General features: G+C 67.9%; 14 protein-coding genes. 12 read left to right on the top strand and 2 right to left on the bottom strand.

Translation table 11 applies throughout. The features are described 5' to 3' along the window. Positions 1-12 precede the first annotated feature (12 nt). The gene (locus ABCN56_RS15880) at positions 13-1,011 is read right to left on the bottom strand and encodes a taurine ABC transporter substrate-binding protein (RefSeq protein ID WP_343081800.1); all 999 of its coding nucleotides are present in this window, start codon (positions 1,009-1,011) and stop codon (positions 13-15) included. Between the two features lie 273 nt (positions 1,012-1,284). On the opposite strand from ABCN56_RS15880, the gene tpa reads away from it, so the two are divergent. The 9 genes from tpa to ABCN56_RS15835 all read left to right on the top strand — a co-directional run bounded on the left by tpa (position 1,285) and on the right by ABCN56_RS15835 (position 13,000). Continuing rightward, positions 1,285-2,664 carry a hypotaurine--pyruvate aminotransferase Tpa gene (gene tpa, locus ABCN56_RS15875; protein WP_343081799.1) on the top strand — a complete coding sequence of 460 codons (1,380 nt, stop codon included), beginning with the start codon at positions 1,285-1,287 and terminating at the stop codon, positions 2,662-2,664. Positions 2,665-2,796: 132 nt separating this feature from the next. Then, complete coding sequence (gene pdxR, locus ABCN56_RS15870) at positions 2,797-4,263, top strand: MocR-like pyridoxine biosynthesis transcription factor PdxR (protein ID WP_343081798.1); 1,467 nt, start codon at positions 2,797-2,799, stop codon at positions 4,261-4,263. A 139-nt stretch (positions 4,264-4,402) separates the two neighbouring features. Then, entirely contained in the window at positions 4,403-6,181 is a 1,779-nt protein-coding gene (xsc, locus tag ABCN56_RS15865; RefSeq protein WP_343081797.1) for a sulfoacetaldehyde acetyltransferase, read from the top strand. Positions 6,182-6,185: 4 nt separating this feature from the next. Then, a complete protein-coding gene (locus ABCN56_RS15860; protein WP_343081796.1) occupies positions 6,186-6,932 on the top strand; it encodes a sulfite exporter TauE/SafE family protein in 747 nt (248 codons plus the stop codon). Next, a complete protein-coding gene (locus ABCN56_RS15855; protein ID WP_343081795.1) occupies positions 6,929-8,092 on the top strand; it encodes an acetate/propionate family kinase in 1,164 nt (387 codons plus the stop codon). Before ABCN56_RS15860 ends, ABCN56_RS15855 begins: the two co-directional genes overlap by 4 nt. Next, a complete protein-coding gene (locus ABCN56_RS15850; protein ID WP_343081794.1) occupies positions 8,089-10,872 on the top strand; it encodes a molybdopterin oxidoreductase family protein in 2,784 nt (927 codons plus the stop codon). The genes ABCN56_RS15855 and ABCN56_RS15850 overlap by 4 nt, the downstream gene beginning before the upstream one ends. Next, positions 10,869-11,606 carry a 4Fe-4S dicluster domain-containing protein gene (locus ABCN56_RS15845; protein ID WP_343081793.1) on the top strand — a complete coding sequence of 246 codons (738 nt, stop codon included), beginning with the start codon at positions 10,869-10,871 and terminating at the stop codon, positions 11,604-11,606. The genes ABCN56_RS15850 and ABCN56_RS15845 overlap by 4 nt, the downstream gene beginning before the upstream one ends. Then, complete coding sequence (locus ABCN56_RS15840; RefSeq protein ID WP_343081792.1) at positions 11,606-12,472, top strand: dimethyl sulfoxide reductase anchor subunit family protein; 867 nt, start codon at positions 11,606-11,608, stop codon at positions 12,470-12,472. Before ABCN56_RS15845 ends, ABCN56_RS15840 begins: the two co-directional genes overlap by 1 nt. Before the next feature lie 285 nt (positions 12,473-12,757). Continuing rightward, positions 12,758-13,000, top strand: coding sequence for a hypothetical protein (locus tag ABCN56_RS15835; RefSeq protein ID WP_343081791.1), 243 nt, complete (start codon positions 12,758-12,760; stop codon positions 12,998-13,000). Positions 13,001-13,158: 158 nt separating this feature from the next. Here the strand turns inward: ABCN56_RS15835 and ABCN56_RS15830 are convergent, their stop codons facing one another. Further along, positions 13,159-14,124 (bottom strand): LysR family transcriptional regulator, encoded by a 966-nt coding sequence (locus ABCN56_RS15830; RefSeq protein WP_343081790.1) that lies wholly within the window; start codon positions 14,122-14,124, stop codon positions 13,159-13,161. A 67-nt stretch (positions 14,125-14,191) separates the two neighbouring features. Between ABCN56_RS15830 and hisD the strand changes: the two genes are divergently transcribed. The 3 genes from hisD to cuyB are packed head-to-tail and all read left to right on the top strand — an operon-like array spanning position 14,192 to position 17,192. After that, positions 14,192-15,505 (top strand): histidinol dehydrogenase, encoded by a 1,314-nt coding sequence (gene hisD, locus ABCN56_RS15825; protein ID WP_343081789.1) that lies wholly within the window; start codon positions 14,192-14,194, stop codon positions 15,503-15,505. Continuing rightward, entirely contained in the window at positions 15,502-16,503 is a 1,002-nt protein-coding gene (gene cuyA, locus ABCN56_RS15820) for a D-cysteate sulfo-lyase (RefSeq protein WP_343081788.1), read from the top strand. Before hisD ends, cuyA begins: the two co-directional genes overlap by 4 nt. Then, positions 16,503-17,192 carry a cysteate racemase gene (gene cuyB / locus ABCN56_RS15815; protein WP_343081787.1) on the top strand — a complete coding sequence of 230 codons (690 nt, stop codon included), beginning with the start codon at positions 16,503-16,505 and terminating at the stop codon, positions 17,190-17,192. The genes cuyA and cuyB overlap by 1 nt, the downstream gene beginning before the upstream one ends. The last annotated feature ends 8 nt before the right edge of the window (positions 17,193-17,200 follow it).

The raw sequence follows: 17,200 nt of genomic DNA, 5'->3' as shown, positions 1-17,200 counted from the left end.
CTTCCTCGGGACTTACATCCCGGAAACGGCCTGAAGCGGACCGGTGTTCACCGCGTTTTCATAGGTGTCGAGCGCGGCGGGGATCGATCCCGCCTCCACGAAGACCTGCGCGACGCCCTTCATGAATTCCTGCGCGCCGCCGCCCAGCCACTTCGCGCCCAGCTGGTCCTCGACCGAGGGGAACACGAAGGTCGCGATGGTGTCGGCCGTCGCCGCCTCGTCCATGCCCGCGTCCTTGGCGATCACGGGGAGCATCTCGGCCTGCTTGGAGCCTTCGTTCCACATCGCGTTCGCGTCGGCCGTGACCTTGAGGAACTTCGCCACGAGGTCCGGGTTCTCGGCGATGAACGACGCGGGCGCCGAGGTCACGTCGAAGACGAGGATGCCCAGCTCCTCCTTCTCCGCGCCCGTGAGCAGCACGTTGCCGTGCTCCATCATCCGCCGCAGCGCGCCGCCCCAGCCGCAAGCCATGTCGAGCGAACCCTGCGCGAAGGCCGCCGCGCCGTCCGGCGGCGCCATGTCCACGATTTCCATCGAGGCGATGTCGACGCCGAAATGCGACATCTGCTTGAGGAAGCCGTAATGCGCGGCCGTCCCGATCGGCACCGCGACCTTCTTGCCGGCCAGTTCGCCCGCGTTCTCCTTGGTGATCTCGAGGTCGGAGCGCACGACGCAGTTGTCGTTGTCCGAGTAGGACACGGCCACGTCGAGGACCTGGAGGTCCTGGCCGGCCGAGGTCGCCACCACGAAGGGCGGCACGCCCTGGCTCACCGAGATATGGACGTCGCCGGAAGCCATGGCTGCCGACATGGCGGTGCCGGTGTCGAACGAGCGCCAGTTGATCTTGACGCCCATCTCCTCTTCGTAGGTGCCCATGACCTTCGCGTATTCGAAGGGCATCGGCCATTCGAGGAAGTAGGCCACCGTGATCTCGTCCATGGCCTGCGCCGCCTGCGCGCCCGCAACCATCGCGACCGCGGCAGCGGCTCCCATGAGTCTCGCTCTCGTCATTCTTGTATTCTCCCTGTTGCTTCTTTGGTCCGGCGCCTCTGTTGTGCGCCTTTCCATCACTATGCGATTCGAGCGCGGCACGGTATAGGTCCAGATCGGGCGGGCTACATAAGTCCAGGGGGATTACCCGCCGCCGCCCCGCAAGAAGCTGCCCAAAACTGGCCCTATACCGTGCGGTCCTCTGGCCCTACGAGCGGCCTTTCTCCTGTGTGATTTCTGCGTCCTGCGGCGGGCGGGGCTCGCCAGGGCCCTTTTGTCCGGGAAGACTGCAACATGAACGTGACGCTCAATCAGAACGACCTCAGCGAAGTGATCGAGGCCGACCGCGCCCATCTCTGGCACCACCTGATCCAGCACAAGCAGTTCGAGAGCACCGACCCGCGCGTGATCGTCGAGGGCAAGGGGATGCGCGTCTGGGACGCGCGTGGCCGCGAACATATCGACGCCGTTTCGGGCGGGGTCTGGACCGTCAACGTAGGCTACGGCCGCGAGAGCATCGCGAACGCCGTCCGCGACCAGCTCATCAAGATGAACTACTTCGCGAACTCCGCGGGCTCGATCCCCGGCGCGCAGTTCGCGAAGCGCCTGATCGAGAAGATGCCGGGCATGTCGCGCGTCTACTATTCGAACTCCGGTTCCGAAGCGAACGAGAAGGTCTTCAAGATGGTGCGCCAGATCGCGCACCGTCATCACGGCGGGCGCAAGCACAAGATCCTCTACCGTGAGCGCGACTACCACGGCACCACTATCGCCACGCTTTCGGCCGGCGGCCAGCCGCAGCGCGTCATGCAATACGGACCGCTGACGCCGGGCTTCGTCGAGGTTCCGCACTGCCTCGAATATCGCAAGCAGTGGGACGTCGAGGATTACGGCCGCCGCGCCGCGGACGCGATCGAGGACGTGATCCTGCGCGAAGGGCCCGATACCGTTGGCCTTCTCTGCCTCGAGCCGATCACGGCGGGCGGCGGCGTCATCACTCCGCCCGAGGGCTACTGGGAGCGCGTGCAGGAGATCTGCAAGAAATATGACGTGCTTCTGCACATCGACGAGGTGGTCTGCGGCGTCGGCCGCACCGGCACCTGGTTCGGCTACCAGCATTACGGCGTGAAGCCCGATTTCGTGACGATGGCGAAGGGCGTCGCCTCCGGTTACGCCGCGATCTCGTGCACCGTCACGACCGAGGCGGTCTTCGAGATGTTCAAGGACGACGCCTCCGATCCGCTGGGCTATTTCCGCGACATCTCGACCTTCGGCGGTTGCGCCTCGGGTCCGGCGGCCGCGCTAGAGAACATGCGGATCATCGAGAACGAGGGGCTCCTGGATAACACGGTCGCGATGGGCGAGCGGGTGCTTTCGAATCTCCGCGCGCTTCAGGAAAAGCACCGCGTGATCGGCGACGTTCGCGGCAAGGGCCTGTTCTGCGGAGCCGAACTCGTCTCCGACCGCGCGACGAAGGAGCCCGCCGACGAGAAGCTGGTCCAGGCCGTCGTCGCCGACTGCATGGCGCAAGGCGTCATCATCGGCGCGACCAACCGCAGCATTCCGGGCATGAACAACACACTCTGCCTCTCGCCCGCGCTGATCGCCACGGCGGAAGACATCGACGCGATCACCGCGGCGATCGACAACGCGCTGACGAAGGTCTTCGGCTGAGGCGGCCGGGGGGCGAGCCCCCCGGATCCCTCAGGGAAACACCTGGCACAAGACGGGCAGGGGCGCTTGACGCGGCCCCGCCTCTGCGCGAAGTGGGTATAGGTCCAGTTGTGTCCGCCCATAAGGCCAGAGATGTCGATTCCGCCCGAAACCTTCTTCCTCGCTCCCGGCGGTTCCGGGACGCTTCAGCAGCGTATCCAGCAGATGGTGGCGGAGGGGATCCTCGCCGGCCGGTTCCGGCCGGGGGAGAAGCTCCCGTCGTCGCGCCGCCTCGCCGCGCATCTGGGCGTGAGCCGGATCACCGTGACCCTCGCCTATACCGAACTCGTCTCCAACGACTATCTGAGCGCGCGGGGGCGGTCGGGCTACTACGTGTCCGAGAACGCGCCGCAGCCGCCCGATTTCGACAGGCCCCCGGCGCCGCGAGAGGGCGGGGTGGACTGGGGGCGGGTGACCGGGTGGCGATTTGCATCGCTGGAACTCCTGTCCAAGCCGCAGGACTGGCGCAGCTATCCCTATCCCTTCATCTACGGACAGGCGGATGCGACGCTGTTCGACCACCAGAACTGGCGGCTTTCGGCGCTGCGTGCGCTCGGCAAGCGGGATTTCGAGGCGCTGACATCGGACTATTACGAGCGCGACGACCCGATGCTCATCGAATACATCGTCCGTTCGATCCTTCCCCGGCGCGGGATCGACGCGCGGCCCGAGGAAGTGCTTTTGACGATGGGGGCGCAGAACGCGCTCTGGCTCGCCGCCGAAGTGCTGCTGCCGGAGGGCCGCACTGCGGCGGTGGAAAACCCCTGCTATCCAGGCCTTCGCGCCATCCTCGCGGCGCGGGGCTGTCAGACCGTCCCGGTGGACGTGGACGAGGAGGGCCTGCCGCCCGACGCGCTGCCGGAAGGCGTGAACGTCGTGTTCACGACGGCGAGCCACCATTGCCCGACGAACGCCACCATGCCCATCGGGCGGCGCGCCGCGCTTCTCGACCGGGCGGCGCGGGAGGACTTCCTGATCGTCGAGGATGACTACGAATTCGAGATGTCCTTCCTGAAGGCCGCCTCGCCATCGCTGAAGTCGCTCGACCGGGACGGACGCGTGATCTACGCGGGGTCGTTCTCGAAGTCGCTCTTCCCCGGTCTCCGGCTTGGCTACCTCGTCGCACCCGAGCCCTTCATCCGCGAGGTGCGGTCGCTCCGCGCGGTGCAGTTGCGCCACCCGCCGGGCCACATCCAGCGCACGGCGGCCTATTTCCTCTCGCTCGGCCATTACGACGCCCAGATCAACCGGATGAAGGCCGCCTACAAACGGCGGCGGATGATCATGGAGGAGGCGATCGGCGAACATGGCCTCACGCTCGCCGGTCGCGGAGAATTCGGAGGTTCGAGCTTCTGGATGCAGGCGCCGGAACATGTCGACACCGAGGTTCTGGCCCGGGACCTCCGGGCCGAGGGCGTTCTGATAGAGCCCGGGCGGATCTTCTTCGCGCGCCAGCATGCGCCACGGAACTTCTACCGGCTCGCCTATTCCTCGATCGCGAATGCGCGCATCCCCGACGGTATCGCGCGGATCGCGGGCGCCATGAGGGCGATGGGATGATCGGCCCGTCCGTGGGGCTTCGTTCCCGTCGGGCCGCGCGGCTATCTGGACCTAAGCCGCCGCCCTGACTGGCCCTAACCGGGACGGGCCGGGGCGGCGTAAAACGTCGCCGTTCGCGCGAGAAAAAGGGAGACGAGCCATGAAGATGACCACCGAGGAAGCCTTCGTCAAAGTGCTGCAGATGCACGGAATCGAACATGCCTTCGGCATCATCGGCTCGGCGTTCATGCCGATCTCGGACCTTTTCCCGAGAGCCGGCATCACCTTCTGGGACTGCGCGCACGAAGGTTCGGGCGGCATGATGGCCGACGGTTTCACCCGTGCGTCCGGCAAGATGAGCATGATGATCGCCCAGAACGGCCCGGGCATCACCAACTTCGTCACGGCGGTGAAGACCGCCTACTGGAACCACACACCGCTTCTTCTCGTCACGCCGCAGGCGGCGAACAAGACGATCGGGCAGGGCGGCTTCCAGGAAGTGGAGCAGATGGCGCTGTTCAAGGACATGGTCGCCTACCAGGAGGAGGTCCGCGATCCCTCCCGCGTGGCCGAGGTCCTGAACCGCGTGATCCTGAACGCCAAGCGCCATTCCGCGCCGGCGCAGATCAACTTCCCGCGGGACTTCTTCACCCAGGTCATCGACATCGAGCTTCCGGCGATCGTCGAATTCGAGCGCCCCTCGGGCGGCGAGGCCGCGCTGGACGAAGCGGCGAAGCTTCTGTCCGAGGCGAAGTTCCCGGTCATGCTGAACGGCGCGGGCGTCGTCATCGGCGGCGCGATCCCGGCCTCGATGAAGCTCGCCGAACGGCTCGATGCGCCGGTCTGCGTCGGCTACCAGCACAATGACGCCTTCCCGGGTTCGCATCCCCTTTTCGCCGGGCCGCTCGGCTACAACGGCTCCAAGGCGGGGATGGAACTCATTTCCAAGGCCGACGTGGTGCTCGCGCTCGGCACGCGGCTCAACCCGTTCTCGACGCTTCCGGGCTACGGGCTCGACTACTGGCCGAAGGACGCGAAGATCATCCAGGTGGACATCAACCCCGCCCGGATCGGCCTGACGAAGAAAGTCACGGTGGGCATCGTCGGCGACGCGGCGAAGGTGGCCGACGGGATTCTCGCCCGACTTTCCGGCACGGCGGGGGACGCGGGCCGGGCGGAACGCAAGGCCCTCATCGCCACGACGAAATCCCGCTGGGCGCAGCAGCTCGCCTCGATGGATCACGAGGACGACGATCCCGGCACGACCTGGAACGAGCGTGCTCGCGCCGCGAAGCCTGACTGGATGAGCCCGCGCATGGCCTGGCGCGCGATCGAGTCCGCGCTGCCGAAAGAGGCGATCATCTCCTCCGACATCGGCAACAACTGTGCCATCGGCAACGCCTACCCGACCTTCGAGAAGGGGCGGAAATACCTTGCCCCCGGCCTCTTCGGGCCCTGCGGCTACGGGCTTCCCTCGATCATCGGCGCGAAGATCGGCTGCCCGGACACGCCGGTCGTCGGCTTCGCGGGCGACGGCGCCTTCGGCATCGCGGTGACGGAACTCACCGCCATCGGCCGGGAGGAATGGCCCGCCGTCACGATGGTCGTCTTCCGCAACTACCAGTGGGGCGCGGAAAAGCGGAACTCGACGCTCTGGTTCGACGACAACTTCGTCGGCACCGAGCTTGACGAGCAGGTGTCCTACGCCGGCATCGCCAGGGCCTGCGGGCTGCAGGGCGTGCAGGCGCGCACGATGGACGAACTGCGCGACGCGCTGAACAAGGCCATCGACGACCAGATGAAGCACGGCAAGACGACGCTGATCGAGGCGCTCATCAACCAGGAGCTGGGCGAGCCGTTCCGCCGCGACGCGATGAAGAAGCCGGTGGCGGTCGCAGGGATCGACCCGGCCGACATGCGGCCCCAGAAGGGCGCCTGAGCCCATGCCGCTGCCCTTTGACCTTTCGGCTGGGGCGGCGGCCATCCTCGCCGGGATCGTTCTGCTCGCCGCGTTCGTGCGGGGCTATTCGGGCTTCGGCTTCCCTGCCCTCGTCGTCACCTCGTCGAGCCTCATCACCGATCCCAGGCACATGATACCGGTCGTCATCATCTCCGACCTGGTGATGACCGTCCAGCAATGGCCAAGCATCCGCCGTCACATCGACTGGCGCCGGGCTCTCTGGCTGTCGGTCGGTGCGATTGCGGGCGTCCCGCTTGGCCTCTGGGCGCTGGCCGGCGTCGGGGCCGATGCCGCGCGCGCCCTGATCGCGGGCTTCGTCCTGTGCATGTGCTTGCTTCTCCTTTCCGGCTGGTACCTTCGCCGCCGTCCTGGCGACGCGGGACACGCGGGCGCGGGCCTGGTATCGGGGATCGCCAACGCCGCGGCCGTGGGAGGGCTGCCCGTCGTCGTCTTCTTTGCCGCTCAGGGTATCGGCGCAGCCGCCTTCCGCGCGACGCTCGTGGCCTATTTCACATTCCTCGACATCTGGACCGTGCCCCTGATGAATGCCGCGGGCATGGTGGGGCGGGACACGTTCATCGCGGCGGCCCTCACGGTGCCCCTGATCCTCGTTGGCGCGAGGGCCGGGGGGAAGCACTTCCTGCGCACCTCGCCCGAAAGCTTCCGCCGCTTCGCCATCCTTCTCCTCACTTGCATCGCCACGCTGGCGCTTGGAAAGTCGATCCTATGACCGGCCCGGCCCAAGATATCCTAACGGTCAACGCGGGGTCCTCCTCGATCAAGATCGCCGTGTTCGACCGGACCCTGACGCAGACCGTTTCCGCGAGCGTGAGCGAGATCGCCGGCGCCTCGCGCCTGCGCATCGCGGGGGAGGACCGGCCCTGCGAGGCCCCCGATCACGATGCCGCGGTCGCGGTCCTCCTCGCCGCGCTCGGCGAGTTGGGCCACGGCGTCGACAGCTTCTCGGCGGCCGGACATCGGGTGGTCCACGGCGGGCGCGGTTTCACGGAGCCCTGCCTCGTCACGCCCGACGTCATCGCCCGGATCGAGGAGGCGATCCCGCTCGCCCCCCTGCACAACCCCGCGAACCTCGCGGCGATCAAGGCGCTCGCCCGCCGCGCGCCCGACCTGCCGCAGACGGCGAGCTTCGACACCGCCTTCCACGCGACGAACCCCGAAGTCGCGCGGCGCTACGCCATCCCCGAAGCCGAGGATGCCAAGGGCATCCGCCGCTACGGCTTCCACGGCATCAGCTACGCGAGCCTCACCGAACGCCTCCCCGGCCTGACTGGCGAACCGCTTCCGAAGCGCCTTCTCGCGCTTCACCTTGGCAACGGCGCCTCGCTCTGCGCGATCCTCGACGGCCGGTCCGTCGCCACGACGATGGGCTACTCGCCCCTGGACGGCCTCACGATGGGCACACGCTCGGGCGGGATCGACGGCAACGCCGTTCTCCGGCTGGCGCAGGACCACGGAATCGACGGCGCCGCGAGGCTTCTCAACCGGGAAAGCGGGCTCCTCGCGCTGGGCGGCGCCTCCGACATGCGGGAGCTGCACCGCGCCGATACGCCGCAGGCCCGGTTCGCGATCGAGCATTTCTGCTACTGGACAGTCAGGAACGCTGGTTCCATGATCGCGGCCATGGGAGGAACAAATGCGCTCGTTTTCACGGGCGGCATAGGCGAAAATGACGCCTATGTCCGCGCAGCCGTAATGTCCGGCCTCGCCTTCACGGGGCTGGAGTTCGACGCGTCCGCCAATGCGGCGGGCGACATGCGCCTGCATGCGCCCAACTCCCGCGTCAAAGCCTTCATCGTTCCCGCCGCCGAAGAAGCGCATATTGCGGCCGAAGCGGCCCGCGTCCTCGGCCTTGCCCCCGGATCGACATGACCCTGTTCGCACGCCCGACACTCGACACCTCGCCGAAGGTCTCGGACGAAGTCCGCAAGACGACCTGCTACATGTGCGCCTGCCGCTGCGGGATCAACGTGCACATGAAGTCAGGCCGCGTGACCTACATCGAGGGAAACCGCGACCACCCGGTGAACAAGGGCGTTCTTTGCGCCAAGGGTTCCTCCGGCATCAAGCAGGTCTTCGCGCCCTCGCGTCTTCGCGCGCCGCTGAAGCGCGTGGGTCCGCGCGGCTCCGGCGCATTCGAGGAGATCTCCTGGGACGAGGCGCTCCAGATCGCCGTCGACTGGATGAAGCCCCTGCGCGACACGCAGCCCGAGAAGCTTGCCTTCTTCACCGGCCGCGACCAGAGCCAGAGCCTCACGAGCTACTGGGCGCAGATGTTCGGCACCCAGAACTACGCCGCGCATGGCGGCTTCTGCTCGGTCAACATGGCGGCCGGCGGCATCTACACGATGGGCGGGGCGTTCTGGGAATTCGGCCAGCCCGACTGGAAGCACACGAAGCTCTTCGTTCTCTTCGGCGTGGCCGAGGACCATGACTCCAACCCGATCAAGGCGGGCATCGGACGCATCAAGAGCCGCGGCGCCCGGGTGATTTCCGTCAACCCGATCCGCACCGGCTACAACGCCGTCGCCGACGACTGGCTGGGGATCACGCCGGGGACGGACGGGCTGCTGATCCTCTCCGTGATCCACGAATTGCTGAAAGCGGGGAAGGTCGACATCGACTATCTCGCCCGCTGGACCAACGCCCCCTGCCTCGTCGACAGCCGGGAAGGGGAGACGAAGGGCCTTCTCCTGCGGGATGCCGACGGCAAGCTCCTGGTCATCGACCGCGCCACGGGGAAGCCCACGCCCTTCGACACGCCCGGAGTGCAGCCTGACCTTGGCGCGACGCATGAAGGCCACCGCACGGTCTTCCAGCACCTCGCGGAGCGCTACCTTTCGCCCGACCACGCGCCGGAGGCGGTGGCCGAGGCGACCGGCATACCCGCCGCCAGGATCAAGGCGCTGGCCGCCGAGCTTGCCCGCGTCGCCTTCGACGAGGCGGTCGAGATAGAGCAGGAATGGACCGATTTCCGCGGCGAGACGCACAAGACCATGCCCGGCCGCCCCGTCAGCTTCCACGCGATGCGCGGGCTTTCGGCGCATTCGAACGGGTTCCAGACCGCCCGCGCGCTTCATCTTCTCCAGATCCTTCTCGGCACGGTCGAGACGCCCGGCGGCTACCGCCTGAAGCCGCCCTACCCGAAGGCCCCGGCGGCCCATCCGCGCCCGCACTGGCGGCGCAAGGAGGACGGCACGCTTGAAGGCCCGCATCTCGGCTACCCGATGGGGCCCGAGCATCTATGCCTGAAGGAAGACGGCACTCCGGCCCGGATCGACAAGGGGTTCTCCTGGGAAAATCCGCTCTCGGCGCACGGGCTCATGCACATGCTGATCCCGAACGCGCACGCGGGCGACCCCTACAAGATCGACACGATGTTCCTCTACATGGCCAACATGTCGTGGAACTCGTCGATGAACACCTCGGCGGTCATGGACATGCTGACCGAGAAGGATGAGGCGGGCGATTACGTCATTCCGCGGATCATCTATTCCGACGCCTACGCCTCCGAGATGGTGGCCTACGCGGACCTGATCCTGCCCGACACGACCTACCTCGAGCGGCACGACTGCATCTCGCTTCTCGACCGCCCGATCTCGGAACCTGAGGCGGCGGCGGATTCGATCCGCTGGCCGGTGATCGAACCCGACCGCGACGTTCGCGGGTTCCAGTCGGTCCTGATCGACCTCGGCGCGCGGCTCGGCCTGCCGGGCTTCGTCAACGCGGACGGCAGCGCGAAATACCGCGACTACGCCGACTACATCGTGAACCACGAACGCCGCCCCGGTGTCGGACCCCTGATCGGGTTCCGCGGCGCGGACGGCAGCGAGTCTGGACGCGGCGCCCCGAACCCCGCGCAGATCGATCGCTATATCGAAAACGGCGGCTTCTTCATGGCCCACATCCCGGAGGAAGCGCAGTACTTCAAGCCGTGGAACAGCGCCTACCAGGACTGGGCGGTGACGATCGGCCTCTTCGACAAGCCCTCGCCCTACCTCTTCGAGATCTGGTCCGAGCCGATGCGCCGGTTCCAGCTCGCGGCCGAGGGCCACGGCGAGCGCCAGCCGCCCGAGCATCTGCGCGCGCGCCTGAAACAGGCGCTGGACCCGCTGCCCACCTGGTATCCCCCGTTCGGCGAGGACGCGGGCGAGGGCTATCCGGTCCACGCGCTGACCCAGCGTCCGATGGCGATGTATCACTCCTGGGGGTCGCAGAACGCCTGGCTCAGACAGATCCACGGCCGAAACCCCCTATATGTCCCCACGAAGGTCTGGGAGGACAACGGGTTCGAGGAGGGCGACTGGGCCCGCGTGACCTCGCCCAATGGCGAGATCATCGTTCCCGTCGCGCACATGGCCGCGCTGAACCCGAACACGGTCTGGACCTGGAACGCCATCGGCAAGCGCGCCGGGGCCTGGGCTCTCGACCCCGCCTCGCCCGAGGCCACGAAGGGTTTCCTCCTGAACCACCTGATCTCGGAACTTCTGCCGGAGAAAGGTGACGGTATGCGCTGGTCGAACTCCGACCCGGTGACCGGGCAGGCCGCCTGGTTCGACCTCAGAGTGAAGATCGAGAAGGCGCCTCCGCAGACGCAGACCCACCCGGCCTTTCCGGCCCTGAAGCCGCCGCACAAGGGAGGTGCAGCATGACCGTCCTCCCGAATGCGACCGAGAAGAAGCTCGGTCTCGTCATCGACCTCGACATCTGCGTCGGCTGCCACGCCTGCGTCACGGCCTGCAAGGGCTGGAACGACCAGGGCTACGGCGTGCCGCTTTCCGACCAGGAGCCCTATGGCGCCGATCCTTCCGGCACCTTCCTGAACCGCGTCCACAGTTACGAGATCGCGCCCCCCGCGGGCGCGGCCCAGCTTGTCCATTTCCCGAAATCCTGCCTGCACTGCGAGGACGCGCCCTGCGTCACGGTCTGCCCCACGGGCGCGAGCTACAAGCGCACCGAGGACGGGATCGTTCTCGTGAACGAGGATGCCTGCATCGGCTGCGGCCTCTGCGCCTGGGCCTGCCCCTACGGCGCGCGCGAGCTCGACCAGGCGGCGGGCGTGATGAAGAAATGCACGCTCTGCGTTGACCGGATCTACAACGAGAACCTTCCTGAGGTCGACCGTGTCCCCGCCTGTGTCCGTACCTGCCCCGCGGGCGCCCGGCACTTCGGCGACTTCGCCGACCCCAACAGCAACGTGAGCCGCTTGACCGCCGAACGCGGCGGGATGGAGCTCATGCCGGAAATGGGGACGAAGCCCGTCAACCGCTACCTTCCGCCGCGCCCGAAGGACCGCGCCCCCGTGGACGCGCCCCTCGCGCCGCTTCTCGAAGGCAAGGCGACCGGCCTCGCCGGCTGGCTCGACAAATTGCTCGGACGGTTCTGATGCACCCCGCCCCCTCCCTCATCCTCTTCACCACGCTCTCGGGCCTCGGCCTCGGGCTTCTGGCCTGCCTCGGCCTCGGCTTCGCGCATCCCGAAGGGATCGCCGCCTTCTTCGCCTACGGCGCGGGCTACGCGCTTACGGGCGGCGGCCTCGTCGCGGCGGCTTTCCACCTGGGCAATCCGCAAAGGGCGCTGCGCGCCTTCACGCAGTGGCGCACGAGCTGGCTCTCGCGGGAGGCATGGGCTTCCTCCATCACGCTTCTCGTATTCGCACCGGTTGCGCTCGCGGCGCTCTTCGGCGGGCGGGTCCCGGTTCTCGGTTTCCTCGGCGCGGTCCTGGCTATCCTGACGGTGATCGCGACCGCGATGATCTACGCCCAGCTGCGCACGGTCCCTCGCTGGCATCACTGGACGACGCCTGCAACGTTCCTCGGGTTCGCCCTGACCGGGGGCGCCATTCTCGCGGCGCCGCCCGCGCTTTCCGCGATCCTGTGCCTTGTGCTCGCCGCCCTCATCGCCTTCGGCCACCGGATCGGCGACGGCCGCTTCGCCGGTTCCGGCACGACGCTCGCCACGGCGACGGGGCTCGGCCCCCGCATCCGGGCCTTCGAGCCGCCCCATACCGGGTCCAACTACCTGACGCGGGAGATGATCCACCAGGTTGGCCGCAAGCACGCGCAGAAACTCCGCCGCATCGCCGTCGCCGCCTCGGGGCTCTTGCCCGCGCTCGTTCTTCTGGTGCTGCCCTACCACTGGGTCACGGTCCTCCTTGCGATCGCGCTGCACTTCACCGGGGCTCTCGCCCAGCGCTGGCTTTTCTTCGCGGAGGCGGAACACGTCGTCGGCCTGTACTACGGCCGGCGCTGACCCCATCGGCAACCCGTCGCGCGCAACTGTCCGGGCGCCGCCGCTTCCTGAGGAGGGCGGGGTTGCCCGGTGGCTCGAAACACGGCAGTATTTTCCACATTGGACCTGTTTTCGAGTGTGTGTGTTCCAGATCATGAAGGTCGAAGTTCCTGTCGCCGGACGTCTCCGGCAAAACAACCGCAAGGCCATTTCGCATCGTTCCCGCGCGGATCGCGGGTGCGGCGGGCGGTTTCGCAGTCGCGCTGCCGCAGGGCGCGCATTTCGCGGTTCGGTCGGATGAACCAGATGTCTGAGCCCTCCGACCCGCTGTCGCCCGCCCAGTTGATCGCGGCAATCCGTCGGGACCTTTCGGAACTGCGCGCGGCCACGGCAATCGCGGCAGAGACGGAGGATCTGGCCGTCGCAGCGAGTCATGCGCTCGCCGCGGAGGCGGCGAAGAGCCGGATCATCGAAAACCTGTCCAAGGCCGAGGATCGCGGCTTTCTCGCCGGCTTCGAGGATTTCCTGAAGCTCGTCTACGGCACCTGAACGCCAGTCCGGAAACCGGGGGTCGGATTTCACTTTCCGAAACTCGTTCTTCGTCTTCCCCAAACCTGCAACGGCGGGCTTGCCCGGTCGCCGGGCTCACATGCCAATGTTTCCATATCGCCGAACTCTTCGCATGGGAAAAGGACGTGACTCGCGCCTCAGGCTTCGATGACCCGGAACGCCTCGCCGAGCCAGGGCACGTGATCGCGCCCCGGCCCGATCACCCGCGCGACGAGCATGGCCCTGAGCGTCCCCGCGATTTCCGCGCCCACGTCGCGCATCCGGTCGGCCTGCGTGAACAGCGACACCGTGCGCGACATGGCGGCGAGCGGAAGCGGGTGGATGTCGACCTCGCCCAGGAACATCCGCGCGCGCAGGTAGGCCAGCGGCGTGGTGATCGACCAGCCGGCGCCACTTGCGACCAGCCCCATGATCGACTGGTTGCTGTCGATCTCGATCCGCCCCTCCGGCGCGATCCGGTGGCGCGCCAGATGCGCTTCGATCTGCCGGCCCATCAGCTGGCCCCGGTCGTAGCGCAGGAACGGCAGCGGGGCCAATGCCTCGATCTCCCGCCCCTTGGGAAGCGAAAATCCCCGCGGCACGGCAAGGACATAGGGATCGCGCAACAGGGGGAACCCGGTCACGCCCTGCCTGGTCTCGGGCGGTTCCGCCGCGATCCCGACATCGAGCTGACGCGATGCCACCGCCTGCACGATCTCGTGCGAGGGCAGGGTGAGCAGGCGGAACTCGCAATTCTTGAGGTTCTTGGCCAGCGCGATCGCCAGTTGCGGCGTCACCTCCGCGTCGAAATCGTCGATTACGCCAAGCCGCAGGCTGCGCAGATGCGAGATGTCGAGGACGTGGAGCTCGGCCTGCGCCTGCCGAATCTGCCGGAGCGCGTCCCGCGCCCGCGCCAGGAACATGCGACCGGCCGGGGTCAGCCGGAGGGGGCGGTGCGCCCGGTCCAGAAGCTGCGTGCCGAGCGAGGTTTCGAGATTCGCCAGTTGTTGCGATACGGCGGGCAGGCTGAGGCCGGTCCGCTCGGCGCCCTGCGCCACGGTTCCCGTTTCGGCCACCGCCTCGAAGATTTCGAGGGCCTTGAGCGTAATCCCCTTGCCCAGCATTCCCGTATCCTGCCAGTTTCCGGAAAGGTGAACCTGTGATCCCGAACCGTCAACCCGGAGCCCGGCCATGACCGTCCGATACCTCAAGCGCGAAAACCCCCCGGCCCCCGCCGAGCAGGCCGAGATCACGAGCCGTGTCGCGGCCATGCTGACCGAGATCGAGGCCGGCGGCGAAGATGCCGCCCTCCGCTACGCACGCGATCTCGACGGCTGGGAGGGCGACATCGTCCTTACCGAGGCAGAGATCGAAGCCGCCTCCGCGAAGGTCCCCGGCCAGCTCAAGGACGACATCCGGTATGCCCACGAAAACATCCGCGCCTTCGCGGAAGCCCAGCGCGCCTCCTGCCGCGACACCGAGGTGGAACTCCGCCCTGGCCTTCGCGCCGGGCAGCGGCTGATCCCGGTTTCCGCCGCGGGCGCCTACGTGCCGGGCGGGCGATACAGCCACATCGCGTCCGCGCTGATGACGGTGACGACGGCGCGCGCCGCCGGCGTGGGTCACGTCGGCGCCGTGTCTCCCCCGCGCAAGGGGGAGGGGATTCCGCCCGCGATGCTCTACACGATGCGCCTTGCGGGCGCCGACAGGATTCTCGCGCTGGGCGGGGTGCAGGGCGTGGCAGCTATGGCCTTCGGGCTTTTCGGCCTGCCGCAGGCCGACATCCTGGTCGGCCCCGGCAACGCCTACGTGGCCGAGGCCAAGCGGCTTCTCTTCGGTCGCGTCGGCATCGACATGATCGCGGGACCCACCGACAGCCTGGTCATCGCGGACGCGAACGCCGATCCCGAGCTCGTCGCCTGGGACCTCGTGGGGCAGGCCGAGCATGGGCCAACCTCGCCCGTGTGGCTCGTCACCGACAGCGCCGAGCTCGGCGAGGCCGTTCTCGCGCGGATCCCGCAATGCGTCTCCTCGCTCCCGCCCCTCAACCGGGACAGCGCCGCGGCAGCCTGGGCCGCTCTCGGGGAAATCGTCATCTGCGACACGCGCGAAGAGATGGCGGCCCACGCAGACCAGGTCGCGCCCGAGCATCTCCACGTCCAGGCCGCGGACCTTCCATGGTGGCGGGAGCGCCTGCGCTCCTATGGATCGCTGTTCCTCGGAGCGGCCACGACCGTCGCCTTCGGCGACAAGGCATCGGGACCCAACCATGTGTTGCCCACATCGGGGGCGGCGCGCTACACCGGGGGCCTCAGCGTCCACAAGTTCCTGAAGACCGTGACCTGGCAGGAAGTCGAACCCGAGGCGCTCCGCGACCTCGCCACCGCGACGGCCCGCATCTCCCGCCACGAGGGGATGGAGGGGCACGCACGAACGGCCGATATCCGGCTCGCCAAGTATTTCCCCGGCGAAACCTTCGCCCTCAGCCCGGAAGAGAACCAATGAACTTCGCCCGTTTCCCCCGCATCCGCCTCGGCCACCTCCCTACGCCGCTGGAGCCCATGCCGCGCCTCACGAAGGCGCTCGGCGGGCCCGAAATCTGGATCAAGCGCGATGACTGCACCGGGCTTTCCACCGGCGGCAACAAGACGCGCAAGCTCGAATTCCTGATGGCCGAGGCCAAGGCACAGGGCGCGGACATCGTCCTGACGCAAGGCGCGACGCAGTCGAACCACGCCCGCCAGACGGCCGCTGCGGCGGCGAAGCTCGGGATGGACTGCCACATTCTGCTCGAGGACCGCACGGGGATCGAGGATCCGAACTACAAGCTGAACGGCAACGTGCTGCTCGACCGTCTGCACGGCGCAACGATGGAACATCGCCCCGCGGGCCTCGACATGAACGCCGAACTTGAAAAGGTCGCCCAGCGGTTCCGCGACGAGGGCCGGAACGCCTACGCCATCCCCGGTGGCGGCTCGAACCCGACCGGGGCGCTCGGCTACGCCCTCTGCGCGCTCGAACTCCTGAACCAGCTGACCGAGACGGGGCTTGCCGTCGATCACATCGTTCATGCCACGGGGTCCGCCGGGACGCAGGCGGGGCTCGTCACGGGCCTCAGCGCGCTCAACGCGCAGATCCCGGTTCTCGGCATCGGCGTCCGCGCCCCGAAGCCGAAGCAGGAGGAGAACGTCTTCAACCTCGCCTGCGCCACAGCCGAGAAGCTCGGCTGCGCCGGCGTGGTGAAGCGCGAGGACGTGGTGGCGAACTGCGACTACGTGGGCGAGGGCTACGGTATCCCGGCAGAATCGACGCTGGAGGCGATCGACCTCTTCGCCCGGACGGACGGCATCCTCCTCGACCCGGTCTATTCGGCCAAGGGCGGGGCGGGTCTGATCGACCTGATCCGCAAGGGCCACTTCGGGAAGGAGGAACGCGTCGTGTTCCTCCACACCGGCGGCGCGATCGGCCTGACCGCCTACACGAAGGCGCTGGGCGTGATCTGATGCGGCTCACGGGCATCCTCGGCGGAATGGGGCCCGAGGCGACCGTCCTTCTCATGCAGCGCCTGATCGAGGCGCAGCCGGCGAAGGACGACGCCGACCACGTTCCAGTTCTCGTCTTCTCGAACCCGCAGGTGCCCTCCCGCATCAAGGCGCTGATCGAGCGCACGGGGCCGAGCCCCGCGCCGGTCCTGGCCGACATGGCCCGCAGGCTGGAGGCCGCCGGGGCCGAGGCGTTGGCGATGCCCTGCAACACGGCCCATGCCTATGCGGACGATATCCGCGCCGCAGTGAAGGTTCCCTTCATCGACATGGTGGCCGAAACGGCCGGCCACCTCGCGGCCCGCCACGGGGCCGGCACCCGCGTGGGGTTCCTCGCCTCGCCGGCCGTCCGTCTCACAGGCGTCTTCGACGCGCCCTTTGCGGATCGGGGGCTGGTGCCGGTCTACCCGGAGGATGACGCGCCGGTCCTCGCCCTCATCCGCGCCGTCAAGGCGGGCCGAGCGGGCGCTGAGGAGCGCGCGGAACTGGCACGCCTCGCCACGCGGCTTGCGAACGATCAGGACTGCGCGGCGATCCTCGTCGCCTGCACGGAACTTTCGCTGCTTACGGGCGGCCTGCCCGAGGGCATGGACTGGACCGACAGCCTCGACTGTCTGGTCGAGGCGATCCGGCGGTTCGCGACGCGGTGAGCCGGCGG

It is taken from the genome of Ostreiculturibacter nitratireducens (assembly GCF_032670585.1).
In the GTDB taxonomy this organism is placed as follows: Bacteria; Pseudomonadota; Alphaproteobacteria; order Rhodobacterales; family Rhodobacteraceae; genus Ostreiculturibacter; species Ostreiculturibacter nitratireducens.
This window is presented reverse-complemented; position numbering and strand designations above follow the sequence as displayed.